At 39.1% G+C, this 17,030-nt stretch carries 18 protein-coding genes and 1 pseudogene; 15 read left to right on the forward strand and 4 right to left on the reverse strand.

What is annotated here, in order from left to right:
- Positions 1-7: 7 nt before the first annotated feature.
- The 3 genes from recF to dnaA all read right to left on the reverse strand — a co-directional run bounded on the left by recF (position 8) and on the right by dnaA (position 3,872).
- Complete coding sequence (recF, locus tag SGI74_07235) at positions 8-1,132, reverse strand: DNA replication and repair protein RecF (GenBank protein ID MDZ4677291.1); 1,125 nt, start codon at positions 1,130-1,132, stop codon at positions 8-10.
- 7 nt (positions 1,133-1,139) lie between these two features.
- Positions 1,140-2,261 (reverse strand): DNA polymerase III subunit beta, encoded by a 1,122-nt coding sequence (gene dnaN / locus SGI74_07240; GenBank protein MDZ4677292.1) that lies wholly within the window; start codon positions 2,259-2,261, stop codon positions 1,140-1,142.
- A 216-nt stretch (positions 2,262-2,477) separates the two neighbouring features.
- Positions 2,478-3,872, reverse strand: a complete 1,395-nt coding sequence (gene dnaA / locus SGI74_07245) for a chromosomal replication initiator protein DnaA (protein MDZ4677293.1) — start codon at positions 3,870-3,872, stop codon at positions 2,478-2,480.
- Between the two features lie 217 nt (positions 3,873-4,089).
- Here dnaA and rpmH point away from each other — a divergent pair, with 217 nt between their 5' ends.
- From rpmH to SGI74_07285, 8 genes are read left to right on the forward strand one after another with little or no spacing between them, the layout of a single operon-like run.
- Positions 4,090-4,239 carry a 50S ribosomal protein L34 gene (gene rpmH, locus SGI74_07250; GenBank protein MDZ4677294.1) on the forward strand — a complete coding sequence of 50 codons (150 nt, stop codon included), beginning with the start codon at positions 4,090-4,092 and terminating at the stop codon, positions 4,237-4,239.
- A complete protein-coding gene (locus tag SGI74_07255) occupies positions 4,214-4,597 on the forward strand; it encodes a ribonuclease P protein component (GenBank protein MDZ4677295.1) in 384 nt (127 codons plus the stop codon). Before rpmH ends, SGI74_07255 begins: the two co-directional genes overlap by 26 nt.
- Before the next feature lies 1 nt (position 4,598).
- Positions 4,599-4,844: a membrane protein insertion efficiency factor YidD gene (yidD, locus tag SGI74_07260; GenBank protein ID MDZ4677296.1), complete on the forward strand. Its 246-nt coding sequence runs from the start codon at positions 4,599-4,601 to the stop codon at positions 4,842-4,844.
- Entirely contained in the window at positions 4,822-6,474 is a 1,653-nt protein-coding gene (gene yidC, locus SGI74_07265; GenBank protein ID MDZ4677297.1) for a membrane protein insertase YidC, read from the forward strand. The genes yidD and yidC overlap by 23 nt, the downstream gene beginning before the upstream one ends.
- A gap of 19 nt (positions 6,475-6,493) precedes the next feature.
- Positions 6,494-7,036: a hypothetical protein gene (locus SGI74_07270; GenBank protein ID MDZ4677298.1), complete on the forward strand. Its 543-nt coding sequence runs from the start codon at positions 6,494-6,496 to the stop codon at positions 7,034-7,036.
- The gene (gene mnmE, locus SGI74_07275; GenBank protein MDZ4677299.1) at positions 7,037-8,416 is read left to right on the forward strand and encodes a tRNA uridine-5-carboxymethylaminomethyl(34) synthesis GTPase MnmE; all 1,380 of its coding nucleotides are present in this window, start codon (positions 7,037-7,039) and stop codon (positions 8,414-8,416) included.
- 2 nt (positions 8,417-8,418) lie between these two features.
- On the forward strand, positions 8,419-10,302 hold the full coding sequence (gene mnmG / locus SGI74_07280; GenBank protein MDZ4677300.1) for a tRNA uridine-5-carboxymethylaminomethyl(34) synthesis enzyme MnmG: 1,884 nt from the start codon (positions 8,419-8,421) through the stop codon (positions 10,300-10,302).
- A gap of 24 nt (positions 10,303-10,326) precedes the next feature.
- Positions 10,327-10,992, forward strand: coding sequence for an RsmG family class I SAM-dependent methyltransferase (locus SGI74_07285; GenBank protein ID MDZ4677301.1), 666 nt, complete (start codon positions 10,327-10,329; stop codon positions 10,990-10,992).
- A gap of 6 nt (positions 10,993-10,998) precedes the next feature.
- On the opposite strand, the gene SGI74_07290 is transcribed toward SGI74_07285, so the two are convergent.
- Positions 10,999-11,472, reverse strand: a complete 474-nt coding sequence (locus SGI74_07290) for a hypothetical protein (protein MDZ4677302.1) — start codon at positions 11,470-11,472, stop codon at positions 10,999-11,001.
- 211 nt (positions 11,473-11,683) lie between these two features.
- Here SGI74_07290 and SGI74_07295 point away from each other — a divergent pair, with 211 nt between their 5' ends.
- The 7 genes and pseudogenes from SGI74_07295 to atpA all read left to right on the forward strand — a co-directional run bounded on the left by SGI74_07295 (position 11,684) and on the right by atpA (position 17,027).
- Positions 11,684-12,469 (forward strand): AAA family ATPase, encoded by a 786-nt coding sequence (locus SGI74_07295; protein ID MDZ4677303.1) that lies wholly within the window; start codon positions 11,684-11,686, stop codon positions 12,467-12,469.
- Complete coding sequence (locus tag SGI74_07300) at positions 12,462-13,424, forward strand: ParB/RepB/Spo0J family partition protein (GenBank protein ID MDZ4677304.1); 963 nt, start codon at positions 12,462-12,464, stop codon at positions 13,422-13,424. Before SGI74_07295 ends, SGI74_07300 begins: the two co-directional genes overlap by 8 nt.
- An 8-nt stretch (positions 13,425-13,432) precedes the next feature.
- Entirely contained in the window at positions 13,433-13,807 is a 375-nt protein-coding gene (locus SGI74_07305; protein MDZ4677305.1) for a polymer-forming cytoskeletal protein, read from the forward strand.
- Positions 13,808-13,922: 115 nt separating this feature from the next.
- Positions 13,923-14,366: an ATP synthase F0 subunit B gene (locus SGI74_07310; protein ID MDZ4677306.1), complete on the forward strand. Its 444-nt coding sequence runs from the start codon at positions 13,923-13,925 to the stop codon at positions 14,364-14,366.
- Positions 14,363-14,959, forward strand: coding sequence for an ATP synthase F0 subunit B (locus SGI74_07315; GenBank protein ID MDZ4677307.1), 597 nt, complete (start codon positions 14,363-14,365; stop codon positions 14,957-14,959). Before SGI74_07310 ends, SGI74_07315 begins: the two co-directional genes overlap by 4 nt.
- Positions 14,956-15,507, forward strand: a complete 552-nt coding sequence (gene atpH, locus SGI74_07320) for an ATP synthase F1 subunit delta (protein MDZ4677308.1) — start codon at positions 14,956-14,958, stop codon at positions 15,505-15,507. The genes SGI74_07315 and atpH overlap by 4 nt, the downstream gene beginning before the upstream one ends.
- A pseudogene (atpA, locus tag SGI74_07325) lies at positions 15,508-17,027 on the forward strand (F0F1 ATP synthase subunit alpha).
- Positions 17,028-17,030 lie beyond the last annotated feature (3 nt).

Below are 17,030 nucleotides of genomic sequence, written 5' to 3' on the forward strand. Positions count from 1 at the left end.
GGCCATGTTAGGTTTTTAACCGACCCGCCTCTACGTGAAATACTGAACACCCCTGTAGCACCTGTGTATGATCTGTTGTCGTTAAAAAAGTCTGCGCATTGTGAGCTCGTAAAAAATCGACGAGAAAGCGCCTTTTTTTTTCATCAAACTCACTTAAAACATCGTCTAAAAGTAGTAGTGGATAAGACTCAAAAGCCTTCCCATGATACACGATCTCAGCTATTTTGAAAGACAAAATTAAGGCTCTTTGTTGACCTTGTGAACAGAAAATTCGAGAGTCATTCCCATTAAATAAGAAACTTAAATCATGGCGGTGGGGGCCCGTCAAAGTCACCCCCAAAGCCTCCTCACTTATACGCCGCGATGAATCTAAAATTTCATCTTTTAATCTTTGATGAATCGCTTCTAAATTTCGTTCTTTCCAGGGCTCATCATGGCTTTCATAGGCAAACTCTAAAGAACATTTTTCGCCCATAATCAGCGAAAGTGTTTCTTGCGCATGGGGTAAAATCGTATCTAAAAATCTAAGTCTTAAAAAAGTGATTTCAGTAGCAGCCTGTAAAAACCCCGCATCAAGACTTTCTAAGATCCCACGGCCTTTATTAGGAACTATCAGACCCATCTTAATTTGTTTCAGACAGGCATTTCTTTGGCGCAGTGCTTTTGAAAATCGGGTAAACGCTAACGGAGCCTCTGAAGATATTTGATAGACCGCTTGGTCAACCAGTTCTCTTCTTAAATCCGGTCCAAATTTTATAGCTCCCAAACTTTCTGGGCTAAAAACGACTGTTCTTACTTGTCCTACAAACTTACTCGGTGACACTTGTTTTTCATTTAACGTGAGTTGCCGGTGCCCCTTTGATAAGCGAACTTTTAAATTTTTTTGACTAGTTTTACCTGAAATAGAAGAAACATGGGCTTCAAGTTGAGCAGACTCATGGCCTCGTTGAATAAGATCAAGAGTTGTTGCCGTACGAAAACTTCTCAATGTGGATATGTGGAAAATTCCCTCAATTATACTTGTCTTACCTTGAGCATTATCCCCAACAAAATAATTAAGAACAGGCCCAGGTGTAAAATCAATTTCAGTAATATTTCGGAATTGGCGAAAGCTAAGTCGATCTACGCGCACTACTTATTTAAATGCGCATCGGCATTACAACACAAGTATAGCTTGCATCGTTAGCCGGCCTCAAAATTCCAGGGGAGAGTTGATCGTTAAGTTCAATATCAACTTCTTCGTCTTGAATATTATTTAAAATATCCATGAGATATTTTGCATTAAAACCAATTTTCATTGAATCGCCGTTATAACGAACATCAATCTCTTCTTTTGCATCACCAATTTCAGGATTGTTAGAATAAATTTCCATTACGTTTTTTGTAATTGAAAGTGTGATGCCTTTACTTTTTTGATTTGAAAGTAAAGATACTCTACGCAAACTTGAAAGTAGTTCATTTCTTGAAACTGCAATTCGTTTAAGTAATCTAGCAGGAATTAATTGTTGATAATTAGGATATTTGCCATCGATTAATCGAATTAATAAAACTGTATTTTCTCTCTTAACTACAAGATGTGATCCTTCAAAGGCCATCTCTAATGTACCTTCTGCACCATCAAGAAGTTTTCTCAATTCATGGAGACCTTTTTTGGGGATAATAACTCCCTCTGCAGCTTTATTTCCGGGAAGTGATACTTCTACTTTTTTATCAATCAAACTTAAACGATGTCCATCAGTGGCGACCATTCTAAAACTTGTTCCACTGTCGCTTGTTGTTCTTTCAAAATATACTCCATTAAGGTGATAACGAGTTTCGTCATTACTCACTGAGTAAATTGTCTTTTCAATCATATCGTGAAGGATTTGACCTTGAACACGTACGAAATCTTTTGTTTCGTATTGCGGGAATGCAGGAAATTCATCAGCTGCAGAACCAACAATATTAAAAACAGCTTTTTTATTTTTTAGCTCTACCCAGTTATTACTTTTCTTTAAAACCTGAACTGTATTGTCTGAAAGTTCTTTTACTAGATCAAAAAGATTTTTAGCACTTACCGCTACTTTACCTTCAACTTCAACATTTGCACTTACTTCATCTTTTATACTTACCTCAAGATCAGTTGCAAAAATTGAAACTTTACCTTTTTCTGCAACTAATAGTGCGTTTGACAAAATAGGCATCGTATTTCTTTTCTCGATGATATTTTGTGTCTTTTGAAGAAGATTAAGAAAATCACTTTTTTGAATCTCGAACTTCATGCCTTTTTGGCCTCTCTTATATTACTATTAGATGTTAATAAAAAAACTAGTAGTAGTAGTAGTTGCTGTGGAAAACTCCAAATTCATTTAAACACTGAAAACTACATAAAAAAATCGCATAAGTAAAAACTAATATAACAATTTAAGAGCTCTATTTTTGTGTAGAACTTTTCATAAAAGTTTTCCACAAAGCTTATTCACATGCTTATTCACAACTCACAAAAGGTTCCATTGTGAATTGTTTATAAGGGTTTCTAAGCGATTGACATTACTCTTGAAATCAAAATCATCTAGAAGCAAAGTTGAAACCTTCTCTTCGGCATGTAAAACGGTCGTATGATCTCGATTTCCAAACGCTCGGCCGATCTCAGCATAACCAAGCCCTAAATGTTTACGCGCCAAGTACATAGCAATTTGGCGTGGACGAACAACTGTCTTCACCCGGGTTTCTGATTTTAGGTCACGCGCGGTCAGACTAAAATTCTCAGCCACAATGCGCTGAAGCTCATCGATTGTAAGCCCCTTTTTTTGCTGTTGAAGTGTAGCCGCAAAAACCTCTTTAGCTAAATCTGCAGTAACCGCAACACCTCTAAGCTCTGAATACATACGAATGGTTGCAAGATTACCCTCAAGTTCACGAACACTCTTTTTTGATATTTGTGCGATAAGACCAATAACATCGTCTGGAATAAAAACCCCAGTCCTTTCAGCCTTATAACGAAGGATAGCCATTCTAGTTTCAATATCTGGTGGGTGGATATCCACAGTTAATCCCCACTCTAAACGAGTGCGAATACGGTCTTCTAAGCCATCCATTTCGCGTGGCAATTTATCACTTGCTACAACGACTTGTTTTCCAGCGTCGTGAAAAGCATTAAATGTATAAAAGAACTCTTCTTGTGTGGAGTTTGTGCGAGCAATGACGTGGATATCATCCACAATTAAAAAATCATAACGTTCACGATAACGTTGTCTGAATTTATCCATCTGATTGTGGCGAATGCCTGTAACGACATCATTTAAAAAGCGCTCACCAGAAACATAACAAATTCTCATGTGCGGATACTTTTCTCGAACAGCATTTCCCACGGCATTAAGAAGATGTGTTTTTCCTGTTCCTGATGGGCCGCATACAAAGAGTGGGTTTACGTTTTTTCCAGGTTTTTCAGAAATTGAATGACAAGCTGCGTGTGCAAATTGATTTCCTTGCCCAACGACAAATGTACTAAAGGTGTATTCAGGATTTAAAATATCTCGTCTTGGGATACCAGTTTCTTCTGGAGGCTTTGTTTTTTGAAGTTCTTGAAGAGAAACAACTTGTTGAGGGACTTCTTCGTCTTCAGTTTCTGGTTTTAAACAGACAACTAATTCAATACGAAAAGGCGGAGCCACTTGAGAAGACACCGCTTTTTCAAGATCGGGCATGAAATTGGCGTAAATCCAATCTTTATAGATAGGGCCGGGCACGCCGATTTTAAGAGTTTTACCTACAGCAGTCTCGTCGATAGCTTCAAGTGATGTTGTTTCTAGCCACGTATTATATTGGCGCTCATTGGTATTACTTCTTAGAACGGAGTGAACCTTTTCCCATAGTTCGTTATGCGATATCATTATCGACACATCCCCTTAGTTGAGATGGTTCGTAACAGAATTGTGGATAACTTTCAAGAAGCGTCTGGAATGTGGATAAGCGGCTATAAGCTTTGAGAGGCTATGGTCACATCCTTGACAAACCCAAGGGAAACATGGTTTTATCTGCATCCTTCGGTTCATTTTGTTTTTGAGACGTAAATAATATTGTCGTAATCGCAGTTAAGAGGATTTAGTCATGAAACGCACATTTCAACCAAGCAGACGTAAACGTATAAGAACACATGGTTTTTTAGTAAGAATGGCCACTAAAAATGGTCGTGCTGTATTAAGCCGTCGTCGAGCAAAAGGGCGCAAACGTCTTGCCCCAACAATTAGCGCAAAATAAAGAAATTCCAAAACGACACCTTCGAAAAAGAGCCGACTACCTTAAAACGTACAAAGGCTTTAGCGTTCGAAGGCCAATGCTGGCGCTCTATGCAAGATCCAACGGGTTAGCCAGTCATCGCTTCGGGTTCACTGTTCCAAAAGTTACTGGGACAGCGGTTATTCGAAATCAATTCAAGCGATGGAGTCGTGAATTTTACAGAAATACGGATCTTTCTGCGCTTAATGAATCCTTGGACCTCCATGTTTATGTCGGGAACAAGAGAATGAAAAAGGAAGTATATAAAAGTGTTCAGTTTAAAGAATTTCAAGCACAACTCAACCAAGCACTTCAATTTGTTATCAAAAATTTTAAGTAATATGGCCATCGTTTTAATCGACATTTATAGATACGTTTTTGCAGGTCTATTTGGTGGTCGATGTCGCTTCACACCCTCTTGTAGCTGTTACGCGCGTGATGCTTTTTCTGCGTTTGGTTTTTTAAGAGGCCTTTTTTTAACTACGAAACGGTTGAGTCGTTGCCACCCCTGGGGCGGATATGGTTATGAGCCCTTGGTGACGAATAAAGCTGGAGAAAGAGATCATGGAACAAAAATCACCCTTTGATGGAAAAACGATCATCATCATTATTCTCTGCATGGGCATTTGGTGGAGCTGGCAACAACACTTACAAAAAAAATATCCACACATCATGGGCCCGCAAGCTACAAATCAAGCGGCTCCTCAACAGCCAGCAGCACCGCAAAATGCTGGCATAGCTCAAGCACCCGGAGCGCCAACATCTCCAACGGCTGCAAACATTAGTATTCCTGTTTTTACTAAATCCACAGGAATTGAAAAAAAATGGACATACGAAAATGATTTTTGGCGCGTGGTTGTCTCAAGTTTTGGCGGGCGAGTATCTGAAGTTCAATTAAAAAAATATACTGATGGCGCAGGTAAAATGATCACTATCATTTCGCCTGAATTGCCCGGAGTTTTACTAACAAGTATTGATGGTGGTAATTCGATTCCTTCAAACCTTGAATATACAATTAATCCAATCTCTACAGAAAAAGTTGAATTGGTTGGTAAGACACAAAATGCCGTAATTAAGAAAACCTTAACCATGAACCCAGATAAATATGTGGTTAAAGCACGCATTGAAGTGCAAGGTAAGCTTGATGGCGTTAAAAGGGTTAATGTTGATTTAGTTGATTCATCACCATTAGAGGCGTCACTTCCTAATAAAGCGATGTCGTTTTTGACTCCAGGTTCAGGAGCAGAGATTAGAGAATATTTTATTAGTCACGGATCAAAACACGCACGTGATGTGGTATCTCCTGATGAAGCGCCTGAAAACAAATATGAACAAACACATTTTGCAGCATTAGGGACTCGCTATTTTACAGCTCTGTTATTTAATCGCGCTCCTGTTTTGCCCGAAGCTCAAGAGTTTAGAGCGCAAAATAATTCAGTGCTTCGTTTAAGTTATCCGGTTTTAGAACCCTCAAATACACTGACATATGATCTTGATCTATATGCTGGTCCAAAAGCATTAACTGAACTTGGTCAGGTTGATAAACAAGCTACAGAGCTTGTAGATTTTGGAATGTTCTCTTGGATTGCGATTCCACTTCTTCAATTAATGAGATGGTTTTATACTGTTTTTCAAAATTGGGGATTAGCAATCATTGCACTAACAATACTTGTAAGGCTTGTTACATTTCCTTTCACTTACGTGTCTTACAAATCAATGCAATCAATGCAAAAGATTCAACCTGAAATCGCAAGGCTTAAAGAAGTACATAAAGACAACACACAGTTATTAAATCAAGAAATGCTTAAACTCATGCGAGAAAATAAAGTAAACCCCATGGGTGGTTGTATACCAATGCTTTTACAGCTTCCGATTTTTTGGGCACTTTATCAGGTTTTACAAAACTCAATTGAGCTTTATCATGCGCCCTTTTATGGATGGATCCATGATTTGAGCCAAAAAGATCCTTATTATGTATTGCCCGTGCTCATGGGTATTGTGATGTTCATTCAACAAAAAATGACTCCCAATACGATGGATCCCACACAAGCTAAGATAATGCTCATTATGCCAGTGTTTTTTGCATTCATTATGTTGAGCGTTCCTAGCGGATTAACTTTGTATATTTTTATAAGTACACTTTTTGGAATTATCCAACAAATGTCAATGATGAGTGACCGTGCGGGAAACAATCAAGTGGTTGTACGGCGCGTATAAATTTAGAAAGGAAAGATTAATGGCCAATTTTTTTACCAAATTATTCGGAATAGGCAAGAGCGGCGGTTCACCTGAAGAGGCAATTCAAAAAACCTTAGACGGAGTTCTTGACCACGGCGGATTTAATCTTAGTTATGAAGTCGAGGAAACCGAAGAGGGTTTTCTTGTAAACTTCTCTGGCGATGATGCAAAACTACTTACTTCAAAAGATGGGTTGTTGCTTGATTCTTTTCAAGTCTTTATCAAGAGAATGCTCCAACATCGTTTTGCTGATAAAAAAATTGATTTGCTCGTTGATAGCGAGGGTTTTATGGCAACCTCAGCATTAGAGTTAAAAGATTTAGCAGATAAACTTAAAGAAGTGGTTATTGATAAGGGTCAACCTTCATACGTTCGTGCACTTGCCCCTCGTGATAGAAAAATTGTACACAGGCATTTAGCTCTTGATGGCCGTGTAAAATCACAAAGTATTGGTGAAGGGTTTTGTAAGAAAATTAAAATCACCTTGGTACGAGCGGGAGCTAATCCAACCCAAAATAATAGAGCTCAATACGAGTTGTAAATGTTGGGTGATAACGAAACAATTGCAGCCATCGGAACGGCGAAAGGTGTTGGAGCTCTAGGGATCATCAGAGTCTCTGGGCTTCACACGCCTGAAATATTAGCCCGTTGTTTCGCGAGCAAACAATTCAAAGTACAAGAATCTCACACCGCAAGTTTTGGAGTTTGGAAAAACCCACGGACACAAGAACCTGTTGATGAAGTTGTCGTTGTTAATTTCACTCAAGGGCGTGGGTATACTGGCGAAGCCGCGGCTGATATTATTTGCCACGGTGGGGTTCAAGTAACAGAGCTTGTTTTAAATGCAACACTTGATGCTGGCGCAAGACTTGCTCGCCCGGGTGAATTTACTTATCGAGCCGTAATGAACGGGAGACTTGATTTATCTCAAGCAGAAAGTGTCTTAGAAATTATTTCTGCAAAATCACCAAGAGCCGCAGCCCTTGCGTTAAAAAATATTCAAGGCGCATTGTCTGAAAAAGCAACTCACATTGAAGCAGAGCTGATTTATCTTTTGGCAAATCTAGAGGCTTCAATTGATTTTACGACAGAAGATATTCAACCCGTATCCTTGGTTGAAATGAATCAACGTTTAGAAAAAAGTTTAGATATTACAAAGCAACTTCTTAAATCATATGTCTCAACTCAAGTTGTGACCAGCGGGCTTCGCATGGCTATTATTGGTAAGCCTAACGTTGGCAAATCAAGTCTTATGAATTCATTGTTGGGCAAAAAAAGAAGTATTGTGGCCGATCTTCCGGGCACCACACGAGATACAATTGAAGCTGAGTTTTCATTAGACGGATATCTTTTTAAGGCAATTGATACAGCTGGTTTAAGACAATCAGATAATTCTATCGAAAAAGAAGGCATTCAAAGGTCTTTAGATGAAATGACTTCTTCTGATTTAGTTTTGTATATCGCCGACGCAACTGTTGGTCTACAAAACGAAGACATTGAACATCTCAAAAATATTGGTTCAAAAAATGCGATCATTTGTTTTAACAAAGCAGATTTAAAAGGATTAGAAATTTCTCAAGAATTAGAAAAGTCTGGGCTGTTAGAATTTCCGACTGTTAAAACTTCCGCAGTCACAGAAAATGGAATTGATGAATTAAAAAACAAATTACTCTCTCTCATTCATCAATCATCTAATTCAGAAATGAATTCAGTAGTCTCAACACAAAGACAAAAAGAAGCATTAGAAGGTGCGCTTACGCACATGAGTAAAGCAAGTTCACTGATGCGAGAAAATGCATCTCCTGAATTTATTGCGTTTGAATTAAAAGAAGCGCTTTTAAAAACTCAATCGCTCTTGGGCAAAAATGTTGGAGACGATGTTATGGATCAAGTCTTTAAACAATTTTGCATTGGTAAATGACGATGAGTTCAAATCAATTTGATGTAATTGTAGTTGGTGCAGGACACGCGGGTTGTGAAGCAGCTCTTGCGAGTGCACGGCTTGGTTTAAAAACTGCGATTATTACTACTAACATTGATCATATTGCTTACATGTCATGTAACCCAGCTGTTGGGGGCCTTGCAAAGGGTCACATTGTTCGAGAAATAGACGCTTTAGGTGGAGAAATGGGCGTTAATACTGACAAAGCGACCATACAATTTAAACGACTTAATACAAAAAAAGGCCCCGCAGTAAGGGCATCTAGATCACAATGTGATAAGTCGCTTTATTCTCAATTTATGAAAGATGTAATTTTCTCAACACAAAATTTATTTTCACTTCAAGCCGAAGTAAAACGTCTCGCCCTTGATGGTTCAAAATGTGTTGGTATTATTACAGAAAAAAACGAAACCATTTTTGCTAAAGCCACGGTGATTACGACTGGTACTTTTATGAATGGCGTAATGCACGTTGGATTAAAACAAGAAAGCGGCGGACGCGCTGGTGATAAAGCAAGTATCGGGCTTAGTGAACATCTTAAGGAATTAGGGTTTACGGTAACGCGACTTAAAACCGGTACACCGGCAAGACTTCATAAAAGAAGTATTGATTGGAGTAAAACCACTCCACAACCAGGGGACAAAACATTTTATCCATTTAGTCGAAAGACTGCGGGTCTTAATCTTCCACAAATAGAATGTTTTCTTTCTTATACGAATGAAAAAACCCATGAAATTATTCGTAAGAACCTTGATCGATCCCCTCTTTATTGCGGACTCATCGAAGGTGTTGGACCAAGGTATTGCCCGAGCATTGAAGATAAAGTTGTGCGCTTTGCAGACAAAGATAGGCATCAAACTTTTTTAGAACCCGAAGGGCTTGATTCTGATTTGATTTATGTTCAAGGGATGTCTACAAGTTTGCCCGTTGATGTGCAGTATGATTTTTTAAGAACAATTCCCGGTTTAGAAAATGTTGAAATCATTCGCCCCGGTTATGCTGTTGAATATGATTTTATTCATCCAACACAGCTTCAAAAAACTCTTGAAACAAAAGCCATTGAAAATCTTTTTCTTGCAGGTCAAGTGAACGGGACCAGCGGTTATGAAGAGGCCGCGGGCCAGGGCTTTTGGGCAGGTGTGAATGCTGCACAGAAAATTCTTGAAAAAGAATCTATGATTCTTAGACGAGACCAAGCCTATCTAGGTGTACTGATCGATGATCTCGTTACAAAGGGAACTCAAGAACCCTACCGAATGTTTACGTCTAGGGCAGAATATCGACTTTTATTAAGAGAAGATAATACACTTGAAAGACTTTTGTCTGAAGGTAAGCGGCTTGGTCTGGTTTCAGATCGTGAGTTTGAAGCATACGAAAAGGTGCAAACTGAGTTTGATGAAATGAGACAGAAACTAAAATCTACAGTGATTGTTCCTAATGAAGAGAATTTAAAAAAACTCGACGCAATTGATACGCCGCGCATTGTTAAGCCAACTACTCTTGAAGAGCTGTTAAGAAGAGAAGAAATTGTTTTTGAAAATTTAAAAACGTTTGACGCTGAAATTAATGCAGATGGTCAAGTAATCGAGAAGGTTGAAATTGCAGTTAAGTACGAAGGCTATATTAAAAGACAAAACGAATTAGTTGAACAATCTCAAAGACTTGAAAATTTTAAAATTCCTGATAACTTCAATTTTCACAAAGTTACTGGATTTTCAAATGAAGAAAGAGAAAAACTAACGCACATTAAACCGATTACAGTTGGGCAAGCTTCGAGAATCTCAGGTGTTAATCCTTCTGCAATTCAAGCTTTGTTGATACATTTAAAAGGTAAAGAGAAACTTAGAAACATTTCTTCACTTTAAGTAAGTCATCTAAATGAGGTCATTATGGCAAACGCAGCACAATGGAGAATTAGAACTTGGTTTCCAGACCTTGATGAAAGGGCTTGTGAGCGATTACGTATTTTTCAGTTAGAACTAATTCGAGTTCATCAAATTATATCTCTCATCTCTGCAAACACCTCTGAATTTGCAGATCGACTTCATTTTGCAGACTCAATACTAGGATGTCGCCTAATTTTGCCCCAGATACTAAAAGAAAAGGAAATTTGGGATCTTGGTTCAGGTGGTGGATTCCCCGGAGTTATAATGGCAATCTTGCGACCCGATCTTCGCGTACTATGCATTGATACAGATGAGAAAAAAACCGAGTTTATTAAAAACACAGCTAAAAGACTTGAACTAGACAATCTGACTGCGCGTAAATCAAGAGTAGAAGATATTGAAAAAGGCTCGATCTCTTGTGCGATGGAGCGTGGACTTGGATCAGTTGAGCGAAACTTAGGATTTGGTACAGAGCCATTTAGTTTAAACTGTCTTTTCTTTCATTTTAAGGGTTTAGAGTGGGAAAAAGAGATCTTAATTCAACCAAAAGTGATTTCCACGTGGAACATTTCAGTTTTAGGGCACTATAACCTACCCACAGGAGATGAGACTCCTAAGTATCAAGCTCCTGACGTCAAAACCATTGTATTAACTAAAAAAATTAAATAATTCGAATTAATGTGAAGCAGATGTTGGTAGTCTTTTTTTGATTCGATTTTGTGGATCCCACTCCCGAGGAGCATTTTTTAAGCGTTTTTCTACTAAATATAGGCTGTATTCATCAGTATCGGGCCACGGTTTTTTCTCTTCAAAGACTTTAGGATAGATTTTTCGAACCTCTTTTAAGCGCGAATTCGTTTTTATGGCTAAATAGCGGTAATTCTCTTCCATTTTATCTAATTTATTGAGGAATCGATAATAATCACTATGCGCATCTTGCTTCTGCTTAGAACGAATTGGCGCAGTCTCGTATTCTTGCTTAGTTTTAGCTAATTCTTTTTGTTCGGATCTAATTTTCTGCAGTAAAGCATCTTTATCTTTTTTGAGATCTATATAAATAGGATCTACGCTCTCAGGGTGCGAAAGCGGTCTATTACAACCTGTACATAAAATTAAAATGGCTAGAGCCATTAATAATGAACGGTTCATTCCATTTAATTAATCGGTATTTCAATTTTAAAACTTTATAGGACCAAGGAATGTTCCACGTGGAACAAATTGAGGTATTCAGACTCCAACCGACTCCAATCGGTAACGAAATGATGAGAATTTGGATATTTATCATTAGAAAAGTTGCATTTAATTTCTACCCTGTAATAATGGATTCAGATTAAACGCCAAAAAAGCCACAGGAGGGTGAATGAGTAGAACAATTTGCATAGCCAATCAAAAAGGTGGCGTAGGCAAAACAACCACTTCGGTTAACCTTGCAGCGTCACTAGCCAAATCTGGTAAGTCAGTACTACTCATAGATTTAGATCCACAAGGAAATGCCTCCAGTGGGTTAGGCATAAAACGCCATGAATTCAATGATAAGAACATTTATCATGTACTCATTGGCCAAATGAGTATCAACCAAGCCAAAACAGCCACTTCGGTGGCTAACCTCGATCTAGTAGTCGCAAATAGTGATCTAATTGGAGCAGAGATTGAACTTGTTGACGCGGAGAGTCGCGAATACAGATTAAAAAACGCCTTAGTTGAAGTGGCAAACGCCTATCAATTTGTAATTATAGATTGTCCGCCCTCATTAGGACTACTCACTGTAAATGCATTAACTGCCGCAAATACATTTTTGGTTCCACTTCAGTGTGAATACTACGCGCTTGAAGGTTTGAGCCAATTACTCAATACAGCGGGCCTCATTAAGAAGAAATTAAATCCTGACTTACGAATTGAGGGCATTGTACTCACAATGTTTGATGCTCGTAATAATTTAAGTCACCAAGTTGTGAGCGAAATTCAAACTCATTTTGGCGATAAAGTTTTTAAATCAATCATTCCTCGTAACGTACGTTTAAGCGAAGCCCCTAGTCACGGAAAACCAATTTTAGATTATGACGAAAAATCAATCGGTGCTCGTCGTTATTCAGAACTAGCGGATGAACTTGTCCGTCGCATTCAAGGAGTACAACTCAATGGCTGAATCAAAAGAACCTCAAAAGCGCTCATTGGGCCGTGGATTAAGTAGTCTTTTTGGAGATGACGTTGTTGATGAATTTCGAAGCACACCTCCGGGAACGCCGCTTGTGGCGCCACTTTCAGCGCCTATTAAACAAGCATTAACTGCGGAGTTTGCAGATAATATTCCTGATAATCAACGAGTATGGCAAATCGATATTGAGAAACTGGCTGCCAATGTTTATCAACCACGTAAGCAGTTTGTTTCTGAAAAAATTCAAGAACTCGCAGCATCTATTAAAGAAAAAGGAATTTTACAGCCAATCGTTGCTCGTAAAATCGGACAAGATCAATTTGAAATTATCGCAGGCGAAAGACGCTGGAGAGCGGCACAATTAGCTGGATTACAAAAAGTTCCTGTTATTTTAAAGGAAGTACAAAATCAAGAAAGCTTAGAACTGGCACTTATAGAAAATCTTCAGCGCCATGATTTAAATCCCATTGAAGAAGGCGAAGCTTTTCAGCAACTTTGCGATGAATTTGGTCTTAGTCAGCAAGAAGTTGCACAAAAAGTCGGAAAAGATCGTGCAACTGTTGCAAATACGCTGCGTCTTCTTGGTCTTTCTCCAGAGGTAAAGCAAATGCTCGCGCAAGGTGAAATTTCAGCCGGCCATGCAAAAGCACTTTTAGCTTTAACGGATCCGATTAAACAAAGAGAGTTAGCGAAAAAAATAACAAGTGAAAAACTAACTGTAAGAGCCGCTGAGAAGCTTGTCCAAACCGCCACAAAACGCTCGGCCAATGCACAAGGGTTAGAGGTAAATGTTGCGGCCAAGCTAGTCAAAGGTCTTCAAGATGACCTCGCAAAGACCCTAGGAACAAAAGTTGAAATCGCCTACAATAAAGGCCAGGGTACGATATCAGTGAAATTCTACAGCGATGAAGATCTGACTCGCATTATTGAACGCATCAAAAGATAGGAATTAAATTGGCCCACTTTCATATTGTAAAACCACCTCAACCGCCCGAACCAGAAACTGGAACCATTAATGCTGTTTTAGATAAAGGTGCGGAATTTGAAGGAAAGCTTACTTTTGAGGGTACCGTTCGTATTGGTGGAAAATTTAAAGGCGAAATATTTACAAATGACGTGCTTGTGATCAGTGAGGGCGCTGAAGTAACAGCGCAAATTGACGCAGCGGTGGTGATCGTTTCTGGCGTCGTAAACGGAAATATCTTTGCTCGTGAACGTGTTGTTGCGCATCCTCCTGCAGTAATTAGGGGGACAGTTACAACGCCCCGTCTCAGAATTGATGAAGGAGTTGTTTTTGAAGGTTCAACCAGTATGCCTCGAGATAATTAATCACATCTAAGCTCTTGGAAGTTTATAAGAAATTTAGTTGACCGCACCCGCCCTTCCTATGTAAAACCGCAGCCAAAAGCACACACGCTTAATAACCCTTTAACGAAAACGACGGATGGAAATACTCGCACAACTTGGCGTTAACCAAACTCTATGGATACAGCTGGCATTTTTTATTGTCGCCTATCTAATGCTTTCCAATTTTTTATTTAAGCCTTATCGGCGCAATCTAGAATACAGAAAAAAGAATACGAGCGGCACTGTTGAGGAAGCCACAAAACTTACAGCTTCAACAGAAGGTTTGGCGATGGATTATCAAGGTCGCATGAAACGTCATAATGAAAGTGCGGCTGATATATATAATGTTCTAAAGAGCGAGGGTCATGCAGAAGAAGAAAAACTTCTTCTGCAAGCGCGTGAACGTGCAAATTTATTAATTGAGCAGGCTAGAAAAAAAATCAGCACAGACATGGTCACAGCGCGTGAAGGTTTGAGAGCGCAGGTTCCACAATTAAGCAGCACCATAGCTAGTCAAGTATTGGGTCGGGACATCAAGTGATAAAAAATAAAAACAAAGACCGTATTTTTTTACTAACACTTCTCACAGCGATGATTGTTGTTAGCCTTGCAGCATTTGCTGAAAGTGGTAGCCATGCAAGTGGTGCAAATCACGGCGTACCAAAGATTGTTTATTACCAAGCGCTTAATTTTTTTGGTCTTCTAATCATTTTATATTTCGTCGTAAAAAATAAAGTCAGTGGTTATTTTTCTGCTCGTCATAAAACGTTGACTGCGGCGATCACAGAAGCCCAGCGCATGAGAACTGAAGCGGCGAAAATGCATGAAGAGTATTCTGTTAAAATTCAAAATCTTGAGCGTGAAGCCGGGCAAATGCTAGAGCAGATGAAGCTTGAGGGTAAAGAAGCAAAACAAAGATTATTAGATGAAGCGAAAAAACTTGTAGAAAATATCGAGCGTGAAGCAAAAAGAACTGCACAAAATGAACTTGATAGAGCAAAAGCAGAACTTTATGACGACGTACTTCAACAGGCCTTAGATGGTGCTCGCACACTGCTTACCAACACGGTCGTTGATAACGATCAACGACGACTTCAAAAAGAATTCGTAGAGAAAATTGAGGCTGTGCAATGAAATCACAAGAAGCATCACAGCGATATGCTCGCGCGCTCTATAAGCTTGCCGCTGAAACCAAACAAGTAGAGTTAATACTTAATGAAGTTCGCGAATTTAACTTAAGTTTGGAAAAAGACACAGAAGTGCACTCTTTTTTTACGGGGCCTTCGGTGCGATCAGAAAATCAGAAAAAAGTTTTAGACGCACTTTTTGAAAAGAAAAATTTCTCAGAAGCTGTTCGTGGATTTTTATTACTACTCGCAGACAAAAGACGATTTTCTTTATTGCCAGGAATAGTTGCATCTTTAGAGGCTGCGGTTGATGCCTCAAGTGGAATTTCTCGAGGCAGCGTAGAGAGTGCAACTACATTATTTCCTGAGGAAAGACAAAAACTCGAAGCAACAATTTCACGCTATACGGGTAAAAAAGCAGTTTTGGAATACGACGAAAATAAAAAACTCCTTGGCGGCCTTGTCGCTCAAGTGGGTAGCTTTAGATTTGATGACAGTCTTGAGACGCAATTGCGTCTTATGAAAGATGCTTTAAAAAATAGGAGAGCCAACTAAATGGAAATTCGTGCCGAAGAAATCAGTCGCGTTCTTAAAGAACAAATTCAGCACTACCATAAAAAAATCGAGGTTTCAGAAACCGGAACTGTATTAACAGTAGGTGACGGAGTTGCTCGTGTTTATGGATTAGATAACGCAATGGCTGGTGAACTTGTTGAGTTTCCCCATGATGTATACGGTATCGTTTTGAATCTTGAAAAAGATAACGTCGGTATCGCGCTCTTCGGCGAAGATCGTCACGTAAAAGAAGGCGACACCGTAAAACGTACAAAGAAAATTTTTGAAGTACCAGTTGGCGATGGAATGTTAGGGCGTGTTGTAAATCCCCTTGGTATTCCTATTGATGGTGCGGGCCCATTAAAGGAACCACATCTCGTAAAGTAGAAATCAAAGCGCCAGGAATCGTTGGTCGACAATCTGTAAAAGAACCCCTTCAAACTGGAATTAAAGCTATTGATGCGATGGTACCAATTGGTCGTGGACAACGCGAATTAATCATCGGTGATCGACAAACAGGAAAAACAGCCGTTGCTATTGACACAATTATTAATCAGCGCGGGCAAAACGTTGTTTGTATTTATGTGGCTATCGGACAAAAGAAATCCACAGTAGCGCAAGTTGTAGAAAAACTTAAAAAACATGGCGCCATGGAATATACAATTGTTGTTTCAGCAACAGCTGCTGACCCAGCTCCACTTCAATTTATTGCGCCCTATACAGGCGTTACAATGGGTGAGTATTTTCGCGATAACTCAAAGCATGCATTAATTGTATATGATGATTTAACAAAACAAGCTCAGGCTTATCGTCAATTGTCACTGCTCCTTCGTCGCCCACCAGGTCGCGAAGCGTATCCAGGAGACGTATTTTATTTGCACAGCCGACTTTTAGAGCGTGCTGCAAAATTGAGCGATAAATTGGGCGGTGGAAGTTTAACGGCACTTCCAATTATTGAAACTCAAGCCGGTGATTTGTCTGCGTATATTCCGACAAACGTTATTTCTATCACTGACGGACAAATCTTCTTAGAAACAGATTTATTTAACTCAGGTATTAGACCCGCTATTAACGTAGGGCTTTCTGTTTCTCGCGTAGGTGGTAGTGCTCAGATTAAAGCAATGCGATCTATTTCAGGCACACTTCGATTGGATCTTGCGCAGTATAGAGAGTTAGCCGCGTTTTCACAGTTCGGATCAGATTTAGATAAAGCGACACAAAATCAATTAGCCCGTGGTGAGCGATTAGTTGAATTACTTAAGCAGGGTCAATACGAGCCAATGCCAGTAGAAAAACAAATCATCATCATTTATGCAGGTACACAGGGCTATGTAGATGAAGTGCCAACAAAATTGTTGCTTCGTTATGAGACCGAACTTTTTGAATTTATCGAGAGAAAATATTCTCAGTTTTATGGCGAGATCGCAGCTAAGAAAGTTTTGTCTGACGATCTTAAAAAAGCACTCAATGAAGCATTGAAAGAATTTAAAGTAATTTTTGATACAACCAAAAAAGCGTAAGGA

The organism is Oligoflexia bacterium, from assembly GCA_034439615.1.
In the GTDB taxonomy this organism is placed as follows: Bacteria; Bdellovibrionota; Bdellovibrionia; order JABDDW01; family JABDDW01; genus JAWXAT01.